The sequence below is a fragment of the Poseidonocella sedimentorum genome, assembly GCF_900116005.1.
GTDB classification, from domain to species: Bacteria; Pseudomonadota; Alphaproteobacteria; order Rhodobacterales; family Rhodobacteraceae; genus Poseidonocella; species Poseidonocella sedimentorum.
The window spans coordinates 1-23787 of record NZ_FOYI01000017.1; the positions used below are offsets into that span (position 1 = coordinate 1).

General features: G+C 65.4%; 25 protein-coding genes and 1 tRNA gene. 15 read left to right on the plus strand and 11 right to left on the minus strand.

Annotated features, from left to right (window positions below; genetic code table 11):
* The 4 genes from BM353_RS15575 to BM353_RS15590 form a co-directional block, all read right to left on the minus strand.
* On the minus strand, positions 1 to 209 hold a 209-nt coding region (locus tag BM353_RS15575), incomplete at its 3' end, for a transposase (RefSeq protein ID WP_177220576.1).
* A 91-nt stretch (positions 210 to 300) separates the two neighbouring features.
* Positions 301 to 999 (minus strand): hypothetical protein, encoded by a 699-nt coding sequence (locus tag BM353_RS15580; protein WP_092082519.1) that lies wholly within the window; start codon positions 997 to 999, stop codon positions 301 to 303.
* A 267-nt stretch (positions 1000 to 1266) separates the two neighbouring features.
* Positions 1267 to 1341 (minus strand) — tRNA-Asn (locus BM353_RS15585).
* 64 nt (positions 1342 to 1405) lie between these two features.
* Positions 1406 to 2329 (minus strand): MBL fold metallo-hydrolase, encoded by a 924-nt coding sequence (locus tag BM353_RS15590; RefSeq protein WP_092082613.1) that lies wholly within the window; start codon positions 2327 to 2329, stop codon positions 1406 to 1408.
* Positions 2330 to 2400: 71 nt separating this feature from the next.
* Between BM353_RS15590 and BM353_RS15595 the strand changes: the two genes are divergently transcribed.
* Complete coding sequence (locus BM353_RS15595; protein WP_342742214.1) at positions 2401 to 3684, plus strand: ATP-binding protein; 1284 nt, start codon at positions 2401 to 2403, stop codon at positions 3682 to 3684.
* Positions 3685 to 3698: 14 nt separating this feature from the next.
* Here BM353_RS15595 and BM353_RS15600 read toward each other — a convergent pair whose 3' ends face one another.
* Positions 3699 to 4913 (minus strand): MFS transporter, encoded by a 1215-nt coding sequence (locus BM353_RS15600; RefSeq protein WP_092082523.1) that lies wholly within the window; start codon positions 4911 to 4913, stop codon positions 3699 to 3701.
* Between the two features lie 102 nt (positions 4914 to 5015).
* On the opposite strand from BM353_RS15600, the gene BM353_RS15605 reads away from it, so the two are divergent.
* The 4 genes from BM353_RS15605 to BM353_RS15620 all read left to right on the plus strand — a co-directional run bounded on the left by BM353_RS15605 (position 5016) and on the right by BM353_RS15620 (position 7851).
* Entirely contained in the window at positions 5016 to 5753 is a 738-nt protein-coding gene (locus BM353_RS15605; RefSeq protein WP_092082525.1) for a precorrin-6A/cobalt-precorrin-6A reductase, read from the plus strand.
* Positions 5726 to 6367 carry a DNA-3-methyladenine glycosylase family protein gene (locus BM353_RS15610; RefSeq protein ID WP_092082527.1) on the plus strand — a complete coding sequence of 214 codons (642 nt, stop codon included), beginning with the start codon at positions 5726 to 5728 and terminating at the stop codon, positions 6365 to 6367. Before BM353_RS15605 ends, BM353_RS15610 begins: the two co-directional genes overlap by 28 nt.
* Complete coding sequence (locus BM353_RS15615; protein WP_092082529.1) at positions 6364 to 7029, plus strand: alpha/beta hydrolase; 666 nt, start codon at positions 6364 to 6366, stop codon at positions 7027 to 7029. Before BM353_RS15610 ends, BM353_RS15615 begins: the two co-directional genes overlap by 4 nt.
* Before the next feature lie 234 nt (positions 7030 to 7263).
* Positions 7264 to 7851, plus strand: a complete 588-nt coding sequence (locus tag BM353_RS15620; protein WP_092082531.1) for an HNH endonuclease — start codon at positions 7264 to 7266, stop codon at positions 7849 to 7851.
* 2 nt (positions 7852 to 7853) lie between these two features.
* Here the strand turns inward: BM353_RS15620 and BM353_RS15625 are convergent, their stop codons facing one another.
* Positions 7854 to 8474 (minus strand): YitT family protein, encoded by a 621-nt coding sequence (locus tag BM353_RS15625; protein ID WP_092082533.1) that lies wholly within the window; start codon positions 8472 to 8474, stop codon positions 7854 to 7856.
* Positions 8475 to 8539: 65 nt separating this feature from the next.
* A complete protein-coding gene (locus BM353_RS15630; RefSeq protein ID WP_092082535.1) occupies positions 8540 to 9754 on the minus strand; it encodes an NADP-dependent isocitrate dehydrogenase in 1215 nt (404 codons plus the stop codon).
* Between the two features lie 313 nt (positions 9755 to 10067).
* Between BM353_RS15630 and BM353_RS17135 the strand changes: the two genes are divergently transcribed.
* Complete coding sequence (locus BM353_RS17135) at positions 10068 to 10979, plus strand: collagen-binding domain-containing protein (RefSeq protein WP_092082537.1); 912 nt, start codon at positions 10068 to 10070, stop codon at positions 10977 to 10979.
* A gap of 174 nt (positions 10980 to 11153) precedes the next feature.
* On the opposite strand, the gene BM353_RS15640 is transcribed toward BM353_RS17135, so the two are convergent.
* A complete protein-coding gene (locus tag BM353_RS15640; protein ID WP_092082539.1) occupies positions 11154 to 11807 on the minus strand; it encodes an alpha/beta hydrolase in 654 nt (217 codons plus the stop codon).
* A 169-nt stretch (positions 11808 to 11976) separates the two neighbouring features.
* On the opposite strand from BM353_RS15640, the gene iscR reads away from it, so the two are divergent.
* The 9 genes from iscR to BM353_RS15685 are packed head-to-tail and all read left to right on the plus strand — an operon-like array spanning position 11977 to position 19854.
* Entirely contained in the window at positions 11977 to 12432 is a 456-nt protein-coding gene (gene iscR, locus BM353_RS15645; protein WP_092082541.1) for a Fe-S cluster assembly transcriptional regulator IscR, read from the plus strand.
* Between the two features lie 5 nt (positions 12433 to 12437).
* Positions 12438 to 13502 carry a cysteine desulfurase family protein gene (locus BM353_RS15650; RefSeq protein WP_092082543.1) on the plus strand — a complete coding sequence of 355 codons (1065 nt, stop codon included), beginning with the start codon at positions 12438 to 12440 and terminating at the stop codon, positions 13500 to 13502.
* 18 nt (positions 13503 to 13520) lie between these two features.
* The gene (gene sufB, locus BM353_RS15655; protein WP_092082545.1) at positions 13521 to 15044 is read left to right on the plus strand and encodes a Fe-S cluster assembly protein SufB; all 1524 of its coding nucleotides are present in this window, start codon (positions 13521 to 13523) and stop codon (positions 15042 to 15044) included.
* Positions 15045 to 15097: 53 nt separating this feature from the next.
* Entirely contained in the window at positions 15098 to 15409 is a 312-nt protein-coding gene (locus BM353_RS15660) for a heavy metal-binding domain-containing protein (RefSeq protein ID WP_092082615.1), read from the plus strand.
* A 36-nt stretch (positions 15410 to 15445) separates the two neighbouring features.
* On the plus strand, positions 15446 to 16201 hold the full coding sequence (gene sufC, locus BM353_RS15665) for a Fe-S cluster assembly ATPase SufC (RefSeq protein WP_092082547.1): 756 nt from the start codon (positions 15446 to 15448) through the stop codon (positions 16199 to 16201).
* The gene (locus BM353_RS15670; protein ID WP_092082549.1) at positions 16201 to 17487 is read left to right on the plus strand and encodes a SufB/SufD family protein; all 1287 of its coding nucleotides are present in this window, start codon (positions 16201 to 16203) and stop codon (positions 17485 to 17487) included. The genes sufC and BM353_RS15670 overlap by 1 nt, the downstream gene beginning before the upstream one ends.
* 10 nt (positions 17488 to 17497) lie before the next feature.
* Entirely contained in the window at positions 17498 to 18001 is a 504-nt protein-coding gene (locus BM353_RS15675) for a YIP1 family protein (protein ID WP_092082551.1), read from the plus strand.
* Positions 18002 to 18011: 10 nt separating this feature from the next.
* Complete coding sequence (locus BM353_RS15680; protein WP_092082553.1) at positions 18012 to 18626, plus strand: YIP1 family protein; 615 nt, start codon at positions 18012 to 18014, stop codon at positions 18624 to 18626.
* A 10-nt stretch (positions 18627 to 18636) separates the two neighbouring features.
* Positions 18637 to 19854, plus strand: coding sequence for a cysteine desulfurase (locus BM353_RS15685; protein WP_092082555.1), 1218 nt, complete (start codon positions 18637 to 18639; stop codon positions 19852 to 19854).
* An 8-nt stretch (positions 19855 to 19862) separates the two neighbouring features.
* On the opposite strand, the gene BM353_RS15690 is transcribed toward BM353_RS15685, so the two are convergent.
* Genes BM353_RS15690 through pglA form a run of 3 tightly spaced genes read right to left on the minus strand, consistent with a single transcriptional unit; the run spans position 19863 to position 23763 of the window.
* Positions 19863 to 21164 (minus strand): pectinesterase family protein, encoded by a 1302-nt coding sequence (locus BM353_RS15690; protein ID WP_092082557.1) that lies wholly within the window; start codon positions 21162 to 21164, stop codon positions 19863 to 19865.
* Positions 21161 to 22258, minus strand: coding sequence for a glycoside hydrolase family 88/105 protein (locus tag BM353_RS15695; RefSeq protein WP_092082559.1), 1098 nt, complete (start codon positions 22256 to 22258; stop codon positions 21161 to 21163). The genes BM353_RS15690 and BM353_RS15695 overlap by 4 nt, the downstream gene beginning before the upstream one ends.
* Positions 22252 to 23763 carry a polygalacturonase PglA gene (pglA, locus tag BM353_RS15700; RefSeq protein WP_092082561.1) on the minus strand — a complete coding sequence of 504 codons (1512 nt, stop codon included), beginning with the start codon at positions 23761 to 23763 and terminating at the stop codon, positions 22252 to 22254. The genes BM353_RS15695 and pglA overlap by 7 nt, the downstream gene beginning before the upstream one ends.
* Between the last annotated feature and the right edge of the window lie 24 nt (positions 23764 to 23787).

A 23787-nucleotide genomic window follows, 5' to 3' on the forward strand; every position in this document is an offset into this window, starting at 1 on the left:
CTGCCCGCACGGGTCTGCCAGTCTCGGTCGCGGTATCCGTTCCGTTGCGCCAGCCGATCGCTGCTTTTCTCGCCGTAATCGGCACCGGTCTTGGCGCCGACCTCAAGTTCCATCAGCCGCTCGGCTGCGAAGCCGATCATCTCACGCAGCAGGTCGGAATCGGCACTCTTTTCGACAAGCGCACGCAGGTCCATCATAGGTTTGGTCATCGGGTGTCGTCCTTGGTTCAGGTTGGTTGTCGCAACCCAACCCTACCGGGAAACCCGATGGCCACCGCCAGCTACACCACGTCCGTGGACGTCACCGCTTGGCTTCCGGCGTTGGCACCATTCCTATTTTGTGCGCCGCGTCCATTGCTTCTTTCAACGCAAGCGGAAAATCGGCGTTGGCATCGGAAGGATCAAGGTTCAACCGTTCGCAAGCGGCCAAATACTCCGACAATGTCGCGCGGAATACGTGCGTGTGCAGGCCGAAATCAGACACGACATAGTCAGCATAGTAGTCGTCGTCGGTTCGTGCGCTTTCACCGATATGGGCAAGACGCGGGTATTCCGGCTCGTAGTCAGGGTGGAAAAGCTCACCACATTTTTCCCAGTAGTCCTCGTCGTGATCTCCCACATAGGCAAGTGCATCGCGCTCCGCTTGGCACATTGCTTCCTCCGGCGGGTCTTCTTCGACCTGTGGGGTTGGCTGCGCGTCCGCAACGATCACCTTACCTTCAACACCGAGCGCCTTGCGCAAGTCCTGTTCCAAGATGCGATAGGCGCGCTGCTTGACCCCATCGGGAAAGCTGGACGCTGGCCCGTGGGCGATTTTTTCGATCAGAGAACGAAAATGTTTGGCCATAGTCATCGCTATGGCGTCCATCATGTCGGTATCAAATTCGTGTTCGTTCATCACTGCCTCGATCATCGCCCACGCACGCTCAAAATCTGCAGAGATGAAGGCACCGAGAATGCGGGCCTCTCTCTTGGAGCGGGTGCGCAAGCTCACAGCCATATGGCCCCGCGCTTGCAGGCTGGTCCCATTGTCGCAACAAGACACTGATATTTGGTTTTTTTGTGATGATTGGATGACAATAACTGGATAACGGCGGCGATACCACCGTACGGCTCCGCGTTTCGTAAGGTAAGCAATGCGTCCCATCTTTGGCTCCGACTCTTTGTGCGCAGTAAAAATTGCGCTTTGGGGCACAGAGGGATGATAATGACATCGCCAAGAAAAAAGCCCAGCTAAGTCACTGACTTTGCTGGGCTTTTTTGATATTGGCTCCGGCGGTAGGGATCGAACCTACGACCAATTGATTAACAGTCAACTGCTCTACCGCTGAGCTACGCCGGAACTTGGCGGCGGATATAGCAATGCCTCAGGGCAGCGTCCAGAGCGATTTCACAGAAAGTTCACTCTATTTTCCCCGCGCGACGCGACGGTAAGTGACGTCTTGTCCCCATGGTCCTGTGGGGGCGACAAGACCGCGTCTTGAAAGGTCGATGAGGTGGGCCAGAACATTGCGCTCGGCGGCGGGCAGGAGGGCCGGGACGATTCCGTCGTAAACCGAGCGGGTCAAGGCCGAGAGGGGCATTTCGCTCTGCTCCAACCTTGCCAAGATGGCCGCTTCGCGGGCGTTTCGGTGGGCGATGAGCCAAGCCAGTCTCGACTGCGGATCGAAGAGAGGGGCGCCGTGTCCGGGAAAGAACACCGGCTCAGCGCGGCCTTGCAGTTTGCGGCAGGAGGCCATGAAGGCCGTGAGGTCGCCGCCCGGTGGTGAGACGATCGAGCTGGACCAGCCCATCACGTGATCGCCGCAGAAGAGCGCATCATCGCTGGCGAAGCACAAGTGGTTTGACAGGTGTCCCGGCGTCCAGATGGCTTCGAGCGTCCAGCCGCCGGCCGTGATCGTTTCGCCATCCATCAAACAGTCATCCGGCGCGAAATCGTGGTCCACCCCGTCGTTTCGATGATCGTCAAACTGTTCGGCAATGGCCGACATGTCTGCTGACCGCCCTGTGGTCGCAGAGCCGAAGGCCAGGATCCGCGCGCCTGTTTCTTCTGCGAGATCCCGGGCGAGCCCGGAATGATCGATATGAGCGTGGGTCACGAAGATATGGGTGATGCGCTGGCCGAGGGTGAGCGCCGCAAGAATGGCCTCAAGATGGCTCCGGTCTCGCGGGCCGGGGTCGATCACAGCCACGTCTTCATCGCCGAGCAGGTAGGTGTTCGTTCCCCAGTACGTCATGGGCGACGGGTTGGGCGCGAGGATGCGGCGCAGGCCCGGCGCGATCTCTACGACAAGCCCCGTTGCGGGCGCCGTCTGCTCGCCTTTCTTCATCCGACCGCCTTTTCTCTCGCCGCGCTTGAGCATAGCGTTAGCGCATGTTCTTCGCCTGGCTCAAACAGTATATGCCGCGCAGCCTTTACGGGCGCGCCGCGCTCATCCTTCTGTTGCCGGTGGTCAGCCTGCAACTCATCGTGTCGGTGGCCTTCATCCAGCGCCATTTCGCCACCGTGACGGAGCAACTGACCTCTGCGGTCGTGCTCGAACTTGCCTATCTCGATGAGGCTGTGTCGCAGGCCGAGGCCCCTCAGACAACGCTGCGCGCGCTCGGTCGCGCCTTTGATGTGGGCGTGCGATTCGTGCCCGCCGATACCGTCCCCGAGGCGGACGCCTACAGCTGGTTCGATCTGACGGCGCGGCGCGTCATGTCCGAGCTTCATGCCGGGCTGGACGGGCTCGCGGCGGTGGCCCTGCCGGACGACAGGCGCGTGGTCCTGTGGCTCGAAACGGGCGCGGGCGTGGTGGAAGCGCGGCTACGGCGGGACAGGTTGTCCGCCCCCAATCCGCATCAGCTTCTGGTGATCATCGTGGTGCTCGGCGCCTTTCTGTCTCTCATATCGTTTCTCTTCCTGCGCAATCAGTTACGGCCGATTTACCGGCTGGGTCAGGCGGCGGAAGCGTTCGGGAAGGGGCGGCATCTGCCTTACAAGCCTGCGGGCGCCAACGAGGTCCGTGCCGCCGGCGCGGCGTTCCTCGATATGCGCGCGCGGATTGAGCGGCACATCGAGCAACGGACACTGATGCTCTCGGGCGTGAGCCATGATCTGCGCACGCCGCTGACGCGGCTCAAGCTGGGGCTCTCGATGCTCGACAGCGACGAGCGCGAGCCTCTTGAGCGCGACGTGGAGGAGATGAAGCAGATGATCGATGCGTTTCTGGAGTTTTCCCGCGGCGCTGCCGAAGGGGAGGCGGAGCGCGTCGAGCCGCGCCAGATCGTGGCGCAGATCGTCGAGGATTTCGCGCGGATGGGCGTGAACGTGGAGCTTGGCGTGGTGGAAGAGACGGGCCCTGTGCGTTTGCGCGGCGCTGCGGTCCGCCGGGCGATTGAGAACCTGATCCGCAACGCGGTGCGCTATGGCAATCGGGCCGTTGTCTCGATCACCACGACCGAAAGATCGCTCTGCGTTTCGGTGGAGGATGATGGGCCGGGAATTCCCGAAGAGCATCGCGCGGATGCGTTGCGCCCGTTCACGCGGCTGGATCCGGGCCGCAACCAGAACAGGGGCGCGGGCGTGGGCCTGGGGCTGGCGATCGCGGCGGATGTGGCGCGGGCGCATGGCGGGTCGCTGCGCCTTGGCGAGAGCGAGGCTCTGGGCGGCTTGCGGGCGGACCTGTGGCTCGGGCGCTAGCCGGGCGACTTAGGTCATGACGCGTGGCGGGGCGCGCGCACGAGCAGCCAGAGCAACGCGACGCCAGCGAGCGCGAGCAGGGGCGCCATGGCGAGGTTGACCGCCGTCCAGCCCTCCACGGCGTCGCCGCCCGAGCAGTTCATGAGCCCGCCCGAGGACAGGGACGCGACCGTGACGCCGCCGAAGACGATCAGGTCATTCAGACCCTGCAGCCGGCCGCGTTCGGCGTCGGTATGGGCGCTGGCGAGCATCGTGGTGGCGCCGATGAAGCCGAAGTTCCACCCCAGCCCCAGAAGCAGCAGCGCACCGAAGAAATTCCACAGTTCGACGCCCGTCAAAGCGATGCCGCCAGCCGAGGCGAGGATCACGAGGCCGAGCGCGACAATTCGCTCGACACCGAAACGTGCGATCAGGTGACCGGTGAAAAAGGACGGGGCGAACATGGCCAGCACATGCGCCGAGACGACGTTGGCCGCATCGGCCGTCGCGAAGCCGCAGCCGACCACGGCCAGCGGAGTGGCGGTCATGACGAGGTTCATGAGCGCATAGGTGACCATGCCGCAGATGATCGCGACCGCGATGCGCGGGGTGCGCAACAGCTCGAGCCGGCTCCGGCCCCGGGCGGCGCCCTCGGGCGCGGGCTTGGGGCGGGGGATGTCGAGCCCGAAGAAGAGCAGCGCGCCGGTCAGGTTGATGGCCACAACCGCCATGTATGTGCCGAGGAAGGGGATGACGAAGGCATCGACCGTGAGCTTGACGATTTGCGGGCCCAGCAGCGCCGAGACGAGCCCGCCCGCGAGCACGTAGGAGATCGCCTTGGGCCGGAAGCTCTCGCTGGCCGTGTCTGCGGCGGCGAAGCGGAAAAACCCCTGGGCCGACATGTAGATACCGGTCAGGAGGCTGCCCGCGAGGAAGAGCGGAAAGGACGCGGTATAGAGCCCGATGGCGCCGACGATGCCGCCCATCGCGCCGCCTGCTGCGCCCAGAAAGAAGCCCGGTCGGCGCCCGAACCTTTGCATGAAGGCCGCCATCGGCGAGGCCGAGAGCATCGAGCCGAGGACAATGAGCGAGATCGGCAAGGTGGCGAAACATGGATTGCCCGCAAGGCGCGCGCCGGCGAGCCCCGCGATGGTGAAGATCAGCGGCATCTGCGCGCCGAGAAAAGCCTGGGCTGCGGCGAGGATCGCCACGTTTCGCCGTGCGCGGCGGTCGTAGGAGGAGGTGGTCATGGGCAAGCCGTACTGCCAGCGCCGCATCTGCGCAAGTCCAACTGACCTCTTGGGTTTTCCGCTGTCGCCCAATACGGTCTCCGAGAAGGAGGGGCGGGGGTCATGACGGTTCTGGTCATTGGAGGAAGCGGTGAGACGCGGCAGTTGGCTCAAGGATTGAGCAGCTGCGGGATCGCGGCCGTGCTCACTCTGTCCAAGCCGATGTCCGGTCTCTCGACAGAGGGTGCTGACTGTTATATCGGCCGCTTCGACAGTTTGACCGATTTCGAACAGTTCGCCCAAGATCGAAACGTCCGGGCCATCCTCGACGCCGGTCATCCTTTCGCCGCGGGGGTGTCGGTCTGTGCCGCGCGCTTCGCCCGGCAGACCGGGCGGGGCTATCTGCGGCTCCTTCGCCCGGCTTGGCGCGCGGGGCGTCATGACCGCTGGACGGAGATCGACACGCCGGCCGAGGCGCTGTCGACTATCCCCCAGGGCGCGCGGGTGTTCGTCGGCACCGGGCGCGGGAGCCTGAGCGACCTCGAGGGCCTTGATCGGGGGCGGACGGTGTTCGTCCGGGTGCGGGACGCGGAGGCAGACCTGCCGGGCCTCCCCGGCGCGCGCGCCTTGACGGAACTTCCCCCCTTTACAGTGGCGCGGGAGTGCGCGCTGCTGCGGGAACTCCGGATCGACTGGATGGTGGTGCGCAACGCGGGCGGGGACGGGGCTTGGCCCAAACTCGAAGCGGCCCGGACAATCGGAATATCGGTCGCGATGCTGCGGCGGCCGGAAATGCCGGGGCCGCAGGTCTCGACGGTGGAGGAGGCGGTGCAATGGGCGCGGCAGTATCGGAGCGGATAATCCTCGGGCCGGACTGCGTCGCAGAGGGCGCGGCGTGGCTCGGGGCGCGGGATCCGCGCTTCGACAGAGCCCTCGCCGTGACCGGCCCCCTGCCGACGCGGCTGCGCGAGGACGGCTTCTCGCGCCTGCTCGGCGCGATCATCAGCCAGCAGGTCAGCGTTGCGTCGGCCGACGCGATCTGGGCCCGTCTGGAGGCGGCGGGGCTGACCGGGCTCGCCGCGGTGCGGGCCGCGGGCGAGGATGATCTGCGCCAATGCGGGCTCTCTCGGCAAAAGGCGAGCTATGCGCTGGCGCTCGCCCATGCGGGCATCGATTTCGCAACGCTTCGACAGAGGCCGACAGGGGAGGTCATTTCGACATTGACCGAAGTGAAGGGGATCGGCGTCTGGACGGCCGAGATCTATGCGATGTTCTCGCTCGGCCGGGCGGATGTCTTTGCGGCGGGCGATCTGGCCTTGCAGGAATCGGCGCGGATCTTGTTCGATCTCCCCGAACGCCCCAAGGAAAAGGCCCTGCGCGCGATGGCGGAGGACTGGTCGCCCTGGCGCGCGGTTGCAGCGCGCCTGCTCTGGGCCTACTACCATGTCGAGAAGAACAGGGAAGGACTGCGATGACACGGGTTTTGCAGGCCGGGCGGGTCGAGCCGCAATCGGGCGCGATGCGTTCGGCGGTGGTGTTTCTGCACGGGTATGGCGCCAATGGGGATGATCTGCTGGGGCTCGCCGAGCCGCTGGCGCCGCATTTGCCGGACACGCTCTTCGTGGCGCCCGACGCGCCCGAGGAGATCCCCGGCATGCCCGCCGGGCGGCAATGGTTTCCGATCCCCTGGATCGACGGGTCGAGCGAGGAAGAGGCCGAGCGGGGCCTCCTCGCGGCGGCGGATGATCTCGATGCCTTCCTCGATGCGCTGATGGTCGACGAGGATCTGCTGCCCGAACAGGTCGTGCTTTTCGGCTTTTCCCAAGGGACGATGATGAGCCTGCATGTTGCGCCCCGCCGCGAGGATCCGGTGGCGGGCATCGTCGCGTTTTCGGGCCGGCTTTTGCGCCCCGATCTGCTGGAAGACGAGGTCGTCTCGCGCCCGCCGGTTTTGCTGGTGCATGGGGATCAGGATGACGTGGTGCCGCCGCAATCGCTGCCCGATGCGGCCGACGCGCTGCAGCAAGCGAAATGGGAAGAGGTCTATGCCCATGTGATGAAGGGGACCGCGCATTCGATTTCTCAAGACGGGCTCTCGGTCGCGCTGGCCTTCATGCGCGACAAGTGCAGCCTCTGATCGCCGCCGCCGCCGCCGCCGCCAATGTCGCATAGGGGGCGTGCCGCGGCGCTGAAAACGGCGCGAATTTGGGCGGTCAATTCACTGTTACAAAACCGATGTAAGCCTTTGCCCGAGAGCTACTAGATGCAGGGCTTGTCAGATGGAGAAGCCGATATATAGTGACACCAAGCGCCCGGCGCCTCGGCCTGTCAATGGGCCGCGCGAGCGCTGTGACGACCGGAGGATGGGGACGTGAAAGACGGCGAGTTCAGGACGGACTTTGTGCGGGAGCCTGCCGGGCTCAAACACCACCCCGCGCTCGTTCTCAATGCGGATTACCGGCCGCTTTCCTACTATCCCCTGTCGCTTTGGCCCTGGCAGGAGGCGGTCAAGGCGGCCTGGCTCGACAGGGTGGATATCGTGGCCGAATACGACCAGATCGTCCGGAGCCCGAGCACCGAGATCCGAATACCGTCGGTCGTTGTGCTCAAAGACTATGTGAAACCGAGAAAGCGCGTGGCCTTCACGCGCTTTAATCTTTTTCTGAGGGACGAATTTCGCTGCCAGTACTGCGGCTCGAAAGGCGATCTGACCTTTGATCACGTGGTCCCGCGCGCGTCCGGCGGGATCACAAGCTGGGAAAACGTCGTTGCGGCTTGCGCGCCATGCAACCTCAGGAAGGGCTCGAAGAGCCTGCGCCGGGCGGGCATGTCCTTGCGCAAGCCGCCGCGCCCGCCGGCGGCCGAAGAGCTCCGCAACATGGGGCGAAAATTCCCGCCGAACCATCTGCACGACAGCTGGGTCGACTTTCTCTACTGGGATGCCGAGCTCGAAGCCTAGGCTCAGGAGCTTGCGATATAGCGGTCGCGGCGGTGGTTGGTCAGGATGATCACGTTAAGGATCACCGCGCCGAGCAGCGACCAAAGCACCGTGGCCAGCGGGAGCAGAAACAGCGCCAGGGTGAAGACGACGAGATCGAAGCCGAGCTGGACCTGTCCCGCGCGCAGTGTGGTGCGATCCTGTAGCCAGAGCGCGAGGATGCCCACGCCGCCCAGCGTCGCGCCATGGCGGAAGAGCACAAGCAGCCCGACCCCGGCGGAGATCCCCGCAAGCACCGCCGCCGCGCCGGGATGCACGCCTGACAGGCTGAAGGCCCTCGGCATCAGCTCGACCAGCGCCGAGAGGAGCGCCACGGCGAGGAAGGTGCGCAGCGTGAAGCGCCAGCCGATCTGCAGGATGGCGAAGACATAGAACGGTAGGTTCAGCAGGAAGAAGACGAGGCCGAAGCTCAGCCCCGTGGGGTAGCTCGCCACGAGCGAGAGGCCCGCGATCTGGCCGGTGATGAGCTCGGCGGCTTGCAGGAACTGGACCGAAAGCGCGACCATGGTCACGCCGGTCACAATGCCCTGCAGGTCTTCGAGCGTGGTGTGGCGATCGGTGGGCGCCTGGGGCAGGAATTGCATCGGTGATCTCGGCCTGAAAGAGGGGCGGCCGCGCGACCGTTTCGGCGCGCGGCCCGAAGCGGGGCCTAGCCCGCCAGCGCCTTGTTGAGGTTTTCGTCGATCTTTTCGAGGAAGCCCATCGTGGTCAGCCAGCCCTGATCCGGCCCGACGAGCAGGGCGAGATCCTTGGTCATCGAGCCGCTCTCGACGGTCTCGATGATCACCCGCTCCAGCGTTTCGGCGAAGCTGGTCAGCGGGGCGTTGTCGTCGAGCTTGGCGCGGTGCTTGAGCGCGCCGGTCCAGGCGAAGATCGAGGCGATCGAGTTGGTCGAGGTGGCTTCGCCCTTCTGGTGCTGGCGGTAGTGGCGGGTCACGGTGCCGTGGGCCGCTTCGGCCTCCATCGTCTTGCCATCGGGCGTCAGGAGCTGCGAGGTCATGAGCCCGAGCGAGCCGAACCCTTGCGCGACCGTATCGGACTGCACGTCGCCATCGTAGTTCTTGCAGGCCCAGACAAACCCGCCATTCCACTTCAGCGCGCAGGCGACCATGTCATCGATCAGCCGATGCTCGTACCAGATGCCCGCCGCCTTGAACTTGTCCGCGAACTCCTCCTCGTAGACCTTCTGGAACAGCTCCAGGAAGCGCCCGTCATATTGCTTGAGGATGGTGTTCTTGGTCGACAGATAGACCGGCCAGCCGATGGTGAGCCCGTAGTTCAGCGACGCCCGCGCGAAATCGAGGATCGACTGGTCGAGGTTGTACATCGACATGAAGACACCGGAGGAGGGGGCGTCGAAGACTTCTTCCTCCATCACCGTGCCGTCCTCGCCGACGAATTTCATCGACAGCTTGCCCGGCCCGGGGAATTTCATGTCCGTCGCGCGGTACTGATCGCCATAGGCATGGCGCCCGACGACGATGGGCTGGGTCCAGCCGGGCACGAGGCGCGGCACGTTGCGGCAGATGATCGGCTTGCGAAAGACCACGCCGCCGAGGATGTTGCGGATCGTCCCGTTGGGCGAGCGCCACATCTTCTTGAGCCCGAATTCCTCGACCCGCGCCTCATCGGGCGTGATGGTCGCGCATTTCACCGCGACGCCGACCTCCTTGGTCTTCTCGGCGGCGTCGATGGTGATCTGGTCCTCGGTCCGGTCGCGCTCCTCGATCCCCAGATCGTAGTAGAGCAGATCGATGTCGAGATAGGGGAGGATCAGCTTTTGCTTGATGAAATCCCACATGATGCGGGTCATCTCGTCGCCATCCATCTCGACGATGGGGTTGTCTACCTTGATCTTGGACATCGAAGAGGCTCCTGTCGCCTGTCACCGGGGGCTGTTGCTCTGGTCTTAGCGGATGCGGCAGGTGGGGTGAAGCGGCTTGCGGCGCGTTTGGGCGGGCAATGTGGAACCGGCGCGTGAGCGGGCAGGCGCGTTCACACACGTCGCGTTTTGTCGCATAAAATTCACGCGATTTCCGAGCGTTTCGTTTTGACGTTGGGTCACGAAGCGGTTAATTGAATTTTTACTTTTAAAACCGGTTTGGGCCGATATACCGAGCGCGTTATGTCTGTGATCCGGCCATGCGGATTTGGTTTATCTCCTGGGGAGCAAGTTTATGAAGTCACTGTTTTTCGCCGCGGCGCTCGCCGTTTCCGGGGCCGCTGCGCAGGCAGCCACGCTGAGCGCCTCCGAGACGCTTGAGCAGTTCGTTCTTGTCACCGAGGGCGATCTGACCGGCAACAGCGTTCACGTTCATGGCCGCTCGCTGATCGGCGGCGACCTGAGCACCGACAACTGGTCGGATTTCTTCAACGTCAATGCCGATGAATGGCCGAAAATCGGCGCGTCGGTTTTTGCCGAGCTGATCGTGGCCGGCAACGCCACCAGCAGCTTTAACGTCAACCAAGGCGGTGATCTCGCCGTCGCGGGGGCGATCAGCGGCACATTCAACCTCAATGATGGCGGCAGCCAGGTCGCGTTTGACGCTCCGGAAAACTACTGGATCCAGATGGAAGCCATGTCGGCGGATCTCTCCGCCGCAGCAGCAAGCGCCTCTGCGATCACGCTGGTGAAGAACGCCGAGAACAAGCTCGCGATCAATGCCGGAGGTGTCTACACCATCTCCGCAACCGAGCTTGCGGGCGTGGGCGGGATTTCCTACGGGTTCGCCCCGGACGAGACCGTGATCATCAACGTGACCGGGGATGCCGCGGTGCTGAGCGCCAACATGGAAGGCACTGACAAGGGTCTGGCGCAGAACGTGATCTGGAACTTCGAGAGCACCAATACGGTCACGCTCAACGCCTCGATCTTCGGCACGGTTGTGGCCACCGATGCGAAAGTCACGTTCCATAGCGATATCGAAGGCTCGCTGATCGCGTCGCTTGTGGATGCGAATGCGCAGATCCACGTGCAGACTTTCCTCGGCGAGTTGCCCGAAATCGGGCAGGTTCCTCTGCCCGCGGCGCTGCCGTTGCTGCTGGCCGGGCTTGGGGTCTTTGGAGCCGTCGCGCGCCGCAAGAGCTGACCCCCGCGTCTGCGCCGGGCGCCCTCCGCGCCCGCGCCGCATCGAGACACAGTCAAAACGGTCCGCGCACTGCGCCGGGCCGTTTTTTCGTCTGTGGCACCGGGTGCGGAAATGACAAAAGAAAAGCGCCGCTCGGGAGCGGCGCTTGGCGTATTCTCAAAGGGCTTGGTCGCCTCAGCGCGAGGATTCGGTCAGCCGCCGTTTGACGTAGCCGGTGACCGTGTCGATCATCTGGTCCATGTGATCGTCCTCGAAGAAATGGCCCGCGCCTTCGACTTCCTCATGCGTGATCGTGATGCCCTTCTGCTCGTGCAGCTTGCTGACGAGCGAGCGCGTATCGGCCGGCGGCGCGACGCGGTCGGCGGTGCCGTTGATCATCAAGCCCGAGGACGGGCAGGGCGCGAGGAAGGAGAAATCGTACATGTTTGCCGGTGGCGAGACGGAGACGAATCCGGTGATCTCGGGGCGGCGCATCAGCAGTTGCATGCCGATCCAGGCGCCGAACGAAAACCCGGCGACCCAGCAATGCTTGGAGCTTGCGTTGAGCGATTGCAGATAGTCGAGCGCGGAGGCGGCATCGGACAGCTCGCCCACGCCCTGATCATACTCGCCCTGACTGCGCCCCACGCCGCGGAAATTGAACCGCAGCACGGTGAAGCCCATGTTGTAAAAAGCATAATGCAGGTTGTAGACGATCTTGTTGTTCATCGTCCCGCCGAACTGCGGGTGCGGGTGAAGCACGATCGCGATCGGCGCATCGTTGTCTTTCTGGGGGTGGTATCGGCCTTCAAGACGTCCTTCGGGACCGGGAAAAATGACCTCGGGCATTGGTCTTCGATTTCTCCTCGTAACGGTCCGGCGTTTCTTGACGGGTTCCGACCGTTAAATTAGAATATTTCTAAAACCCCTGCGGCTGCGCGCGGTGCAGGGTCCGTGGGGTGTACGCATTCCCGTTAACAAGGTCAACGGTCCAAAGCTGGCCGGAAGGGAGACGCCGATGAAACTGTCGACGAAAGGCCGCTACGCGATGGTCGCGCTGACCGATCTGGCCCTGCAACCGGGGGACAAGCTGGTCTCACTGGGCGAGGTCGCCAAGCGCCAGAACATTTCGCTGCCCTATCTGGAGCAGCTCTTCGTGAAACTGCGCCGGGCCGAGTTGGTCGAGTCGGTGCGCGGCCCTGGCGGCGGCTATCGGCTTGCCCGGCCGGCGAGCGATATCAGCATCGTTGATGTCCTCACGGCGGTCGACGAGACGGTCTCGGCCATGCACACCGGGGCGGGCGCCAAGGGCGCGAGTTCGGGCAGCCGGGCTCAGAGTCTGACCAACCGACTTTGGGAGAGCTTGTCGGCCAATGTCTATGTCTTCCTGCATACGACCAAGCTGTCGGACATCGTGAAGAACGATCTGGCCCCGTGTCCGGCGGTGCCGAACCTCTTTGAGGTGGTGGACTGACGCCCATGGGTTTGGCCGCGCCGGGCGCGTCACGCGTCTATCTCGATTATAACGCAACCGCGCCGCTGCGACCGGAGGCGCGCGCCGCGATGATTGCGGCGATGGATGTGGCCGGCAACCCGTCCTCGGTGCATGCCGAGGGGCGGGCGGCCAAATCGATGATCGAAAAGGCCCGGGCGCAGGTTGCGGCCGCGTTCGGCGCGGATGGCGCCGAGATCGTGTTCACGTCCGGCGCGACCGAGGCGGCGGCGCTGGCCTGCGCGGGGCGGGGCTTGCGCGGCGCGGCGATCGAGCATGACGCGGTTGCGGCCTGGGTGTCGGCTGATTTGCCGGTGAATGCGCAGGGCGCGGTGACTGTGGCGGAGCCGTCGCAATCGGCCCTGCAACTGGCCAATTCGGAGACCGGCATCCTGCAGGATCTCCCCGACGGGATCGCGGTCAGCGATATGACTCAGGCCTTCGGCAAGATCCCTCTCGCGTTCAACTGGTCCGGCGCGAAAATGGCGCTTATCTCGGCCCACAAGCTCGGCGGGCCCAAGGGAATCGGCGCGCTGGTCTTTCCCCGCGGGACCGATATCGCCGCCCAGATCAAGGGCGGCGGGCAGGAAATGGGCCGCCGGTCGGGCACCGAGAGCACCATCGCCATCGTCGGCTTTGGCGCGGCGGCCGAGGCGGCGGCGCGCGATCTGGCGGATGGGGTGTGGGATCGGGTTGCAAAACTTAGAAATATTCTAGAAAAGGCCATTGAGACGGTTTCGCAAGAAACTATTTTAGTAGGCAAAGAGGCCGGACGGTTGCCCAACACCACCTGCATGATCACGCCCGGTTGGAAGGGCGAGACGCAGGTGATGCAAATGGACCTGGCCGGGTTTGCCATTTCGGCGGGCAGCGCCTGTTCGAGCGGCAAGGTCAAGGCCAGCCGGGTGCTCGGCGCCATGGGCTTTGACGAGGGCGCGGCGGCTTCGGCCATTCGCGTCTCGCTCGGGCCCGAGACCCGCGAAGAGGATGTGCTGCGCTTCGTCGAAACGTGGCAGGCAAAACTGGAACGACACCGCGCCCGCGCGGCGTGAGAGTGAAGGAGAGAGACCATGACGGCTCTGGATGAGGTAGAGGTCAAGGACGGCGTCGATCAGGAGACCGTGGATGCGGTCCGCGGTCTGGCCGGGGCCTACAAGTACGGCTGGGAAACCGATGTTGAGATGGAGTACGCGCCCAAGGGCCTGACGCCCGATATCGTGCGCCTCATTTCGAAAAACAATGACGAGCCGGAATGGATGACCGAGTGGCGCCTGCAAGCCTACGAGCGCTGGCTCCAGAAGGAAGAGCCCGACTGGGCGATGGTCGACTATCCCCAGATCGATTTCCAGGATCAGTATTACTACGCGCGGCCCAAGAGCTTCGACCAGAAGCCCAAGTCGCTCGACGAGGTTGATCCCAAGCTGCTCGAAACCTACGCAAAACTCGGCATTCCGCTCAAGGAGCAGATGATCCTTGCCGGTGTCGAGGGCGCCGAGGCCGCGCCCGCCGAAGGCCGCAAGGTCGCGGTCGATGCGGTGTTCGATTCCGTCTCCGTGGGCACCACGTTCCAGGCGGAGTTGAAAAAGGCCGGCGTGATCTTCTGCTCGATTTCCGAGGCGATCCGCGAGCACCCCGAATTGGTCAAGAAATATCTCGGCTCGGTCGTGCCGGTGAATGACAATTTCTACGCCACGCTCAACTCGGCCGTGTTCTCCGATGGCTCGTTTGTCTACGTGCCGCCCGGCGTGCGCTGCCCGATGGAGCTCTCGACCTATTTCCGCATCAACGCCGAAAATACCGGCCAGTTCGAGCGGACGCTGATCATCGCCGACAAGGGCTCCTATGTGTCCTATCTCGAAGGGTGCACCGCGCCGCAGCGCGACGTGGCCCAGCTTCATGCGGCGGTTGTCGAGATCATCATCGAGGAAGACGCCGAGGTGAAATACTCCACCGTTCAGAACTGGTTCCCCGGGGATGAAAACGGCAAGGGCGGGATCTACAACTTCGTGACCAAACGCGCCGATTGCCGCGGCGATCGCGCCAAGGTCATGTGGACGCAGGTGGAAACGGGCTCTGCTGTGACATGGAAATACCCGTCCTGCATCCTGCGCGGCGATGACAGCCAGGGCGAGTTCTACTCGATTGCCATCACCAACAACTATCAGCAGGCCGACACCGGCACCAAGATGATCCACCTCGGCAAGAACACCAAGAGCCGGATCGTCTCCAAGGGGATCTCGGCGGGGCACGCGCAAAACACCTATCGCGGGCTGGTCTCGATGCACCCCAAGGCGAAGAACTCGCGCAACTATACCCAGTGCGACAGCCTGCTGATCGGGAGCGAATGCGGGGCGCACACTGTGCCTTATATCGAGGTGAGGAACAACTCGAGCCGTGTGGAGCACGAGGCGACCACGTCCAAGGTTGACGACGACCAGCTCTTCTATTGCCGCCAACGCGGGATGGATGAGGAAGAGGCCGTGGCGCTCGTGGTCAACGGGTTCTGCAAGGAGGTGCTGCAAGCGCTCCCGATGGAATTCGCCATGGAAGCGCAGCAGCTGGTGGCGATTTCGCTGGAAGGCTCGGTTGGCTGAGGCCAGCCGTCCGGCGCTTTGAGATGACGATGAACCCCTGGGGGAAGACGGACATGATCGTGACGACAACACCCTCCGTCGAGGGCTACCAGATCGCGGAGTACAAGGGCATCGTCGTGGGCGAGGCCATCCTCGGCGCGAATGTCTTCCGCGACCTGTTCGCGGGCATCACCGATATCATCGGCGGCCGGTCCGGGGCCTATGAGCAATCGCTCGGCGAGGCGCGGGACACCGCACTGCGCGAGTTGGAGGAACGGGCCGCCGCCCTTGGGGCGACCGCGGTCGTGGGTGTCGATCTCGACTACGAGGTCATCAACAACATGCTGATGGTGAGCGCCTCGGGCACCGCCGTCATACTGGGATAAACCGCGCCGGTCGCGGACAGATGGGAAACGGAAAAAATGCTGGAAATCAAAAACCTGCACGTCAAACTTGAAGAAGAGGATAAAGTGATCCTCAAGGGCGTCGATCTGACCGTCGAGGCCGGCAAGGTGCATGCGATCATGGGGCCGAACGGGTCCGGCAAATCGACGCTGTCTTACGTCCTCTCCGGCAAGGACGGCTATGAGGTGACCGATGGCGCGGCCACGCTCGAGGGCGAGGACGTGCTTGAGATGGAGCCTGAAGAGCGCGCGGCGGCAGGGATCTTCCTTGCGTTCCAATACCCGGTGGAGATCCCCGGCGTCGGCAACATGACCTTCTTGCGCACCGCGGTGAACGCACAGCGCAAGGCGCGCGGCGAAGAAGAGATCAGCGCGGCGGATTTCCTCAAGCTGGTGCGCGAAAAGGCCAAGAGCCTCAAGATCGACGCCGAGATGCTCAAGCGCCCGGTCAATGTCGGCTTTTCGGGCGGTGAGAAAAAGCGCAACGAAATCCTGCAGATGGCCGTGCTCGAGCCGAAAATGTGCATCCTTGACGAGACCGACAGCGGGCTCGATGTGGACGCGATGAAGCTGGTGGCTGAAGGCGTGAACGCGCTGCGCGACGAAGGCCGGGCCTTCCTCGTCATCACCCACTACCAGCGTCTGCTCGATCACATCAAACCCGACGTGGTCCACATCATGGCCGATGGCCGTATCGTGAAGACGGGCGGGCCGGAGCTTGCGCTCGAGGTCGAGCAGAACGGCTACGCGGGAATTCTGGGGGAGGTGGCCTGATGGCTCTGCCGCAACTCAAACAGGACACGACCGAGGCGCGTCTCGCGGGGCTGACCCGCCCCGAGGGCGCGGGCTGGCTCACCTCGGCGCGGGCCGCGGCGGAGGCGCGCGTGCGCGCCATGGGCCTGCCGGGTCGCCGCGACGAATATTGGAAATACACCCGCCCCGACACGCTCACCGCGCCTGTCGCGCCGAAAGCGGCCACGTTCGAGAGCGGCGAGACGCCACTTTTTGATGCGATCGACAGGCTGCGGGTCGTCTTCGTCGATGGTGTGTTTTCTGCCGAAGAAAGCGATAACATCGCGCTGGAAGGTATTGAAATCGAGCGGCTTTCCGATGCCGCCGGGCGGGACATCCATTGGGCCAAGGATCTCTATGGCGCGCTGGAAACTGCCGGTCAGGATCCGGTGGAGCGCCCGCTCGCCGCGCTCAACACCGGTTTCGCGACCGACGGCGTGGTGATCCGCGTGACGGGCAGGCCGATCCGCCCGGTCAATATCGTCTACCTGCACCGTGACGACAGCTCCGACGCGATGCTCCACCACGTGATCCGCGTGGAAGAGGGCGCGTCGCTCACGCTGTTGGAAAACGGCCCGGCTGCCGCGCGTCTCAATGTCGTCACCGAGGTGGATGTGGCCGACACCGGCGCGTTTCACCATGTTCGCACCATGGGGCGCGACCATGAGCGCCGCGCCGCCACCCATATTTTCGGGCGTCTGGGCCGGGAGGCCACCTTCAAGTCTTTCACCGCGACCATGAACGGACAGCTCACGCGCAACGAATGCGTGCTGGAGCTGATCGGCGACGACGCGATTGCCCATGTGGCGGGTGTCTGTGTCGGCGACGGCGATTTTCACCATGACGACACGGTCTTCATCACCCATGACGCGGTGAATTGCGAAAGCCGTCAGGTCTTCAAGAAAGTGCTGCGCAACGGCGCGACGGGCGTTTTCCAGGGCAAGATCCTCGTGAAGGACGGCGCGCAAAAGACTGATGGGTATCAGATTTCCCAGTCGCTCCTGCTCGATGAAGACAGCCAGTTCCTCGCCAAGCCCGAGCTTGAGATCTATGCCGATGACGTGGCCTGCTCGCACGGCTCGACCTCGGGGGCGATCGACGAGACCGCGCTCTTTTACCTGCGCTCGCGCGGGGTGGCACAGGCCGAGGCGACCGATCTTCTGACGCTGGCCTTCCTTGCCGAAGCGGTTGAGGAAATCGAGGACGAGGCGCTCCGCGACGAGATCGTCAACCGGCTCGAGCACTGGCTCCTGCGCCGGCGCGGCTGAGGGGCCGGCCATGCCCGTCGCGCAGAATATCGTCCGGATGTACCGCCGCCCCCGGGCGGTGGTCTCTCGGCTCCTTGCGCAGGGCCCGCGCGAGGATCGAGCGCTCGCCTATCTCATGGGCGGTTGCCTGCTGACCTTTGTCTCGCTCTGGCCGCCGATGGCGCGCGAGGCCTACATCGCGCAGGATGAGCTCCAGCCCCGGATCGGCGCCGCGCTCCTTGCCTGGCTCTTCATCGCGCCGCTGGTGTTTTATGCGCTCGCCGGGCTTTCCACGCTGGCGGCCCGCGTCATCGGGCACCGCATCGGCGCCTATGCCGGGCGGCTCGCGCTGTTCTGGGCCTGGCTCGCCGCCACGCCGCTTTTGCTGCTGCACGGGCTGACCGCCGGGCTCGTCGGGCCCGGCCCGGCGCTGAGCCTTGTGGGCGCGGTCTGGCTCGTCGTCTTCCTGTGGTTCTGGGTGTCCGGTCTGCGCGAAAGCGCGGCGGGGGTTGAGACCGCCCGGGGCGCGGCTTAGGAACGGGCCCATGGATCTTACCCTGTCCTCCATCGGCCGGCTCGCGCTGCGCTCGCTGATCGCTCCGCGCGAGGCCGCTGATACGCTGCTGTCGCTCTCCGTGCCGCGCAATGCGCTGTGGATGATGCTGGTCATTGCCGCGCTCATCGCGACCCTCTGCACCTCGATCCTGATCCAGATCATCGGCGCCATGATTCCGAGCGATCTCGAGGGCGGGCCCGAGATGATCTTCTCCGGTCTCGCCCCGCTCGCGCTTGCGGCGCAGACGGTGTTCTCGCTCTGCCTCATCAGCTTTCTGCAATTCTGGATCGGCGCGCGCCTTCTTGGCGGCGGGGCGACGCTGGAGGATGTGGTGCTCGTCAACATCTGGTGGCAGAGCCTTGCATCGGTCTCGATCCTTCTGAGCTTCCTCGTCGTCCTCGCCATTCCCCTGCTGGGCGGCTGGCCTGCGCTCGGGTTGCTGCTGTACCTGGTCTGGATCTTCCTGGTGTTCCTTGATCGCGCCGAAGGGTTCGGCTCGGTCCTCAAGGCGCTGCTGCAGGTGATCGTGTCGGGCTTTGCCATGATTGTTGTGTCGATCCTGATTTCATCTCTCTTCGCGCCCTTCCTCGGCGCGCCCGTCTGAGGTCCCTGACATGTATGACGTAACCGCCTTGCGCGCCCAATTCCCGATCCTGAGCCGCGAGGTGAACGGCAAGCCGCTGGTCTATCTCGACAACGGGGCCTCGGCGCAAAAACCGCAGGTGGTGATCGACGCGATCTCGCGCGCCTATTCGCACGAATATGCCAACGTCCACCGGGGGCTGCATTTCCTGTCGAACCTCGCCACCGAGCGCTATGAGGCGACGCGCGGGATCATCGCGCGGTTTCTCGGCGCGCCGGAGAGCGCGATCATCCTCAATTCAGGGACCACAGAGGGGATCAACACGGTCGCCTATGGTTGGGCCATGCCGCGCTTCGAGCCCGGCGATGAGATCGTTCTGTCGGTCATGGAGCACCATTCCAACATCGTACCCTGGCACTTCCTGCGCGAGCGGCAGGGGGCGGTGCTGAAATGGGTCGATGTGGACGCGCGCGGCGATCTTGATCCGCAAGCTGTCATCGATGCGATTGGCCCCAGGACCAAGCTCGTCGCGATCACCCATATGTCCAACGTGCTCGGCACGGTGACGGACGCCAAGGCGATCATCGCGGGCGCCCATGCCAAGGGCGTGCCCGTGCTGCTCGATGGCAGTCAGGCGGCGGTGCACATGCCCGTCGACGTGGTCGATCTCGGCGCGGATTTCTATGTCATCACCGGCCACAAGCTCTACGGCCCCTCGGCCTCCGGCGCGCTTTACGTCGCGCCCGAACGGCTTGCCGAGATGCGGCCCTTCATGGGGGGCGGCGAGATGATCCGGGAGGTCACGAAAGACGCCGTGAGCTATTCCGACGGGCCGATGCGGTTCGAGGCCGGCACGCCCGGGATCGTTCAGGCGATCGGGCTCGGCGCCGCCTTGGAGTTCATGATGGACATCGGGATGGAGGCCATCGCGGCGCATGAGCGGTCCTTGCGGGATTATGCCCGCAGCCGGCTTGACGGGCTCAACTGGCTCAATGTGCAGGGGCAATCGGAGACCAAGGGCGCGATCTTCTCCTTTACGCTCGACGGTGCGGCCCATGCCCACGATATCTCGACGATCCTCGACAAGAAGGGCGTCGCGGTGCGCGCGGGCCACCATTGCGCCGCGCCGCTCATGCAGCATCTGGGCGTGACCGCGACCTGCCGCGCCTCCTTCGCGATGTACAACACCGAGGCCGAGGTCGATGTGTTGGTCGAGGCGCTTGAACTGGCGCATGAACTTTTCGTCTGATCTGCGGATCACACGCTGAGGTAAACGGCGAGCCAGGGGTCGGCCGGGTCCAGATCCGCGTAGTCCAACCCTTCGGCGCGGAGCCAGGGGCCGAGCGCACTCAAGAACTCCGCGGCGCTGTGCTGCGCGGGCCGGAAGCGGGGCGACCAGCCCGGCCCGGACCAGGCGTCCCAGAGGGCATCCGGGCTGAGATGGGCGCCGAGCCGGGGCGCAATCAGGATGCATTTGCCGACCGCTTCGAGCGTCTCGCGGCGGATCTCGCCCGCCTGTCCGTCGAGCCGGTTCCGGTCCGACAGGCGCGTTGCGTATCCGGGCAGGCTCGGCGCGCCGTAGGGCGTTGCGCGGACGCCTTCGAACCATTGCCGTGCGAGGAAGGCGCGGGGCCGGCCGTCCGGCCCGGGCTGCCCATCGCGCCCGAAAGGCGCGCCGTCATGGGTGAAGCGGCAGCTCTCGAATATGAAACCAAAGGGCTCACGGATCGCCGTGCTTGGCGCGGCGGCCCAGCTTCGTGCGCCGCGCGCGCCGCGCGTGCGGATCTCGCACGTCCGGAAATGCGCCGTGCCGCCGCCGAAGATGAAATCCACGTCCCCTGAGATGATGCAGCCGGTGAGGGCAGTGCGCGCCGGGCGGCCGTCCGGGGCGGCGGCGAGATAGAGCGTGTCCTGAAAGCTCTCCAGCGTCATATCGTGCAGCGCAAGCCGGTCCGCCCCGCGCGACTGGAGGGCCACGGCCTGATGCTGACCCTGCGCGTAGCGGCCCGTTGCGTCCGGCTCGGCCCCCTCGGGCGCGGCGTCGGGACGGTCGCAGGAGTAGTCGTTGCGGATGGTGAAGCCCCGGAGCGCGACATCGCTGCGCGCGACGGTGAGCACGGCGCTGTGGCCGGTGCCGATCCGTGTGCGCGCGGCGCGGCGGGCGGCCTCTTCGGCCACGGGGAGGGGCGCGCGGGCAAAGCGCGGCCAATACCGGCGGCGGAACTCTTCGCCCGGCATCATCGCGTCGATCCCGGCGGCAAGGGTCGCGCGGGCGGCGCCCGGGCCCTCGATCACAAGCGGCGGGGCTTCGGGCGGGATGATGACCGGGCCTTCGTGAAACCCGGGCGCGAGGCGGATGCGGCGGGGCGCGGTGCCGCCGGCGCGGATCGCGGCATTCACCGCGTCCTGGAGCGTGGCCAGAGAGCCGCCCTCTGGTGCGGCCTGCGGGTCGACCAGATCGTCCACCGGCCCGCCGGTCTGCGGCGCCCACCAGTTGCCGCCGAGGCTCGCCGCGCGGCTGTAGCGGGTGCGGATCTCATCGCTGAGCGCGGCGATCATTGCCCGGCGAGTGACTGCGCCGTCCGGCCGCTGCGTTCGCGCTCGGCCGCCACGGCCATCATCAACGGGCCGACGCCCTTGACGTCATCATCGCGCAGCTGCTCGGAGATGTAATAGGCGGCCGTGCCGTCGCGAAAGCGCCCCTCGTACATGCCGAGCCCGGCCACGTGGCAGATCCCGGTCATGCGCAGCACGCCATTCGCGTCGGCGGTCAAGGCCTGTTGCTCCAGCGTCTCGAGCAGCCCGTCCAGCGGCCCATCGTAGAGCCCCAGCACCGCCCCGCGCGCGAGCGCATAGGTGAACATCGCCGAGGCTGAGGTCTCGGTGTAGTTGCCCTCCAGATCCGGCGCGTCGATGACCTGAAGCCAGAGGCCGCCGGGCTGGCGCAGCTCCGCGATCCGGGCCAGCAGCTTGCGCGTCCGCTGCTTGAGCGGGGCGAAGCGTTCGGGGCCGACGAGCTCGGCCACATCGACCAGCGCCATGGCGAGCCAGCCGATCGCGCGGGCCCAGTGGGCGCGCGTCTGGCCGGTCGCCGGATCGGCCCAGGGCTGGCGCTTCGCCTCGTCAACCGCATGGGCATAGAGCCCGGTTTCCGGCACGAAAGCCGCATCCAGCGCGGTGGACACCTGCGTCAGCGCATCGTCGATGAGGCGCGCGTCGCCGGTGGCCAGACCGTAGCCGATCTGAAACGGCGGACCCATGTAGAGCCCGTCGAGCCAGATCTGCCAGGGGTAGCGCAGCTTGTGCCAGTAGACTCCCGAGCGGGTGCGCGGATGGGTGGCGAGCTGGTCGGCAAGCAGGGCGGCGGCGGCGAGGTAGTCGGGCTGGCCGGTGACCTCATGAAGATAGAGCAGCGCCTTGCCCGAAAAAATGTTGTCGATGTTGTAATCGTTGCGATCGTAGCCGGCGAGCGCGGGCCCCTCGAGCAGCTGCGGGCCAATCAGCCGCTGGAGATGCTCCAGCCAATGGGGCGCGCCGGTCGCCCGGTGGAGGCATTCAAGCCCGCGATAAACCAACCCGTCCTCATAGCACCACGCGCCGCCCTTGTAGGGGGTGTGGCTGCGGGCGTAGTCGTCGAAAAACTGCATCAGCATGGGGTCAGGTCCTCCTCCTGCGGGGGCGCGGGGGTGAGCGCGCCGGTGATTTCGGCGAACTCGGCCCAGACGGCAGCATGGCGCATCTCGGGGCATCCGAGGGTCATCAGCGGCGCGGCGGCCTTGGCGCCTTCGGCAAAGCTCACGCGGAAATCGGAGATCTCGATGCCCGTGACCGGCGCCTCGGGCAGGCCGAGCAGCGCCGCCGCCGCGATCTCGACGCCGCGCGCCTCGATGCGGCGGAGCGAGATGTCGCGGATGCGGGGGGTGGTGTCATCCACCGGCGCGGGCGCGCGGGACTGGACCCAGCCGTCCTTGCCGTCGGGATCGCAGAAATAGAAGGCGTTGACCGCCAGCGGGGTGGGCACGCCGCGCATCACCACGTCCTCGACCTTGAGGTTCGAGATCTCGCCGCCCCGGCCGCGCCTCGTCTTGAGGCGGATGCCGCGATCCGTCCGGTCGAAGTCGCAGGCGCGGATGGTCACGTCATGGATGCCGCCCGACATTTCCGAGCCGAGCACCACCGCGCCGTGGCCGCGCTCCATCAGGCAGTTGGCGATGGTGAGGCCTCGGGTCGGGGCGAGGTGGTCGGTCTGGCCCGGCGCGCGTTTGCCCGCCTTGATCGCGATGCAGTCGTCGCCCACCGAGATCGCCACGCCCTCGATGCGCACGTCCTCGCAGCTTTCGGGGTTGAGCCCGTCGGTGTTGGGGCTCTCGGGCGGGTTCTCGATGCGCAGGGCGGCGACGGTGAGGTCGCGGCAGCGGTAGGGGTGGACGGTCCAGGAGGGCGAATTGCGGATGGTGACGCCGCTGATCGAGGCGCGGTCGCAATAGGCGAGGTGGAGCGTGCGCGGGCGGCGGGCGCCCTGCCGCGTCTCCTTGGGCCAGGACCACCAGTCGCCCCGGTCGCCGCCGCCGTCGATGATGCCGCGGCCGGTGATCGTGAGGTCATGGGCGTCTTGCGCGGTGACGAGGGCGGCGAAACAGGGTTCGGGCAGGCCTTCCCAGCTTCCAAGCGGGCGGCCGGCCGCATCGCGCGCGGGCAGGATCGGCCAGTCCTCGCGCCCCGCGACGGCGGCAAGTTCGGCCCCGTCCAGAAGAAGCGTCATCGCGGATTTGAGAAAGATCGGGCGGCTTTCGAAACGGCCGGGCCCGAGGCGCAGCGTCCCGCCGAGGGGCGTTGCAGCGATCGCCTCCTGCAGGGCGGGGGCGTTGTCGGCGCGCGCGGGATCGGCGCCGAACTCCGCCGCGTCGATCATCCCGGCGCAGGGCGCCGTCCGCAGATCGAGCGTGCCCAGATCGCAGCGCAGCCGGTAGGCGCGATCCGGCTCCAACCCGCCGAGAAAAAGCGCCGCGGTCTTGAGCGTGCCCTGTGCCACCGGTCCGCCGCCCACCTCTTCCAGCGACCAGCCGATGGGCCGGGGCAGGTGGTAGCGCGTGCCGGGCGGGGTCACGAGGAGGGAGAGTGTCCTTGCGCTGGTGGCAAGAACGCGGAGCGGGGCCATGGGATGTCTCTTTGTGGTGAAGGG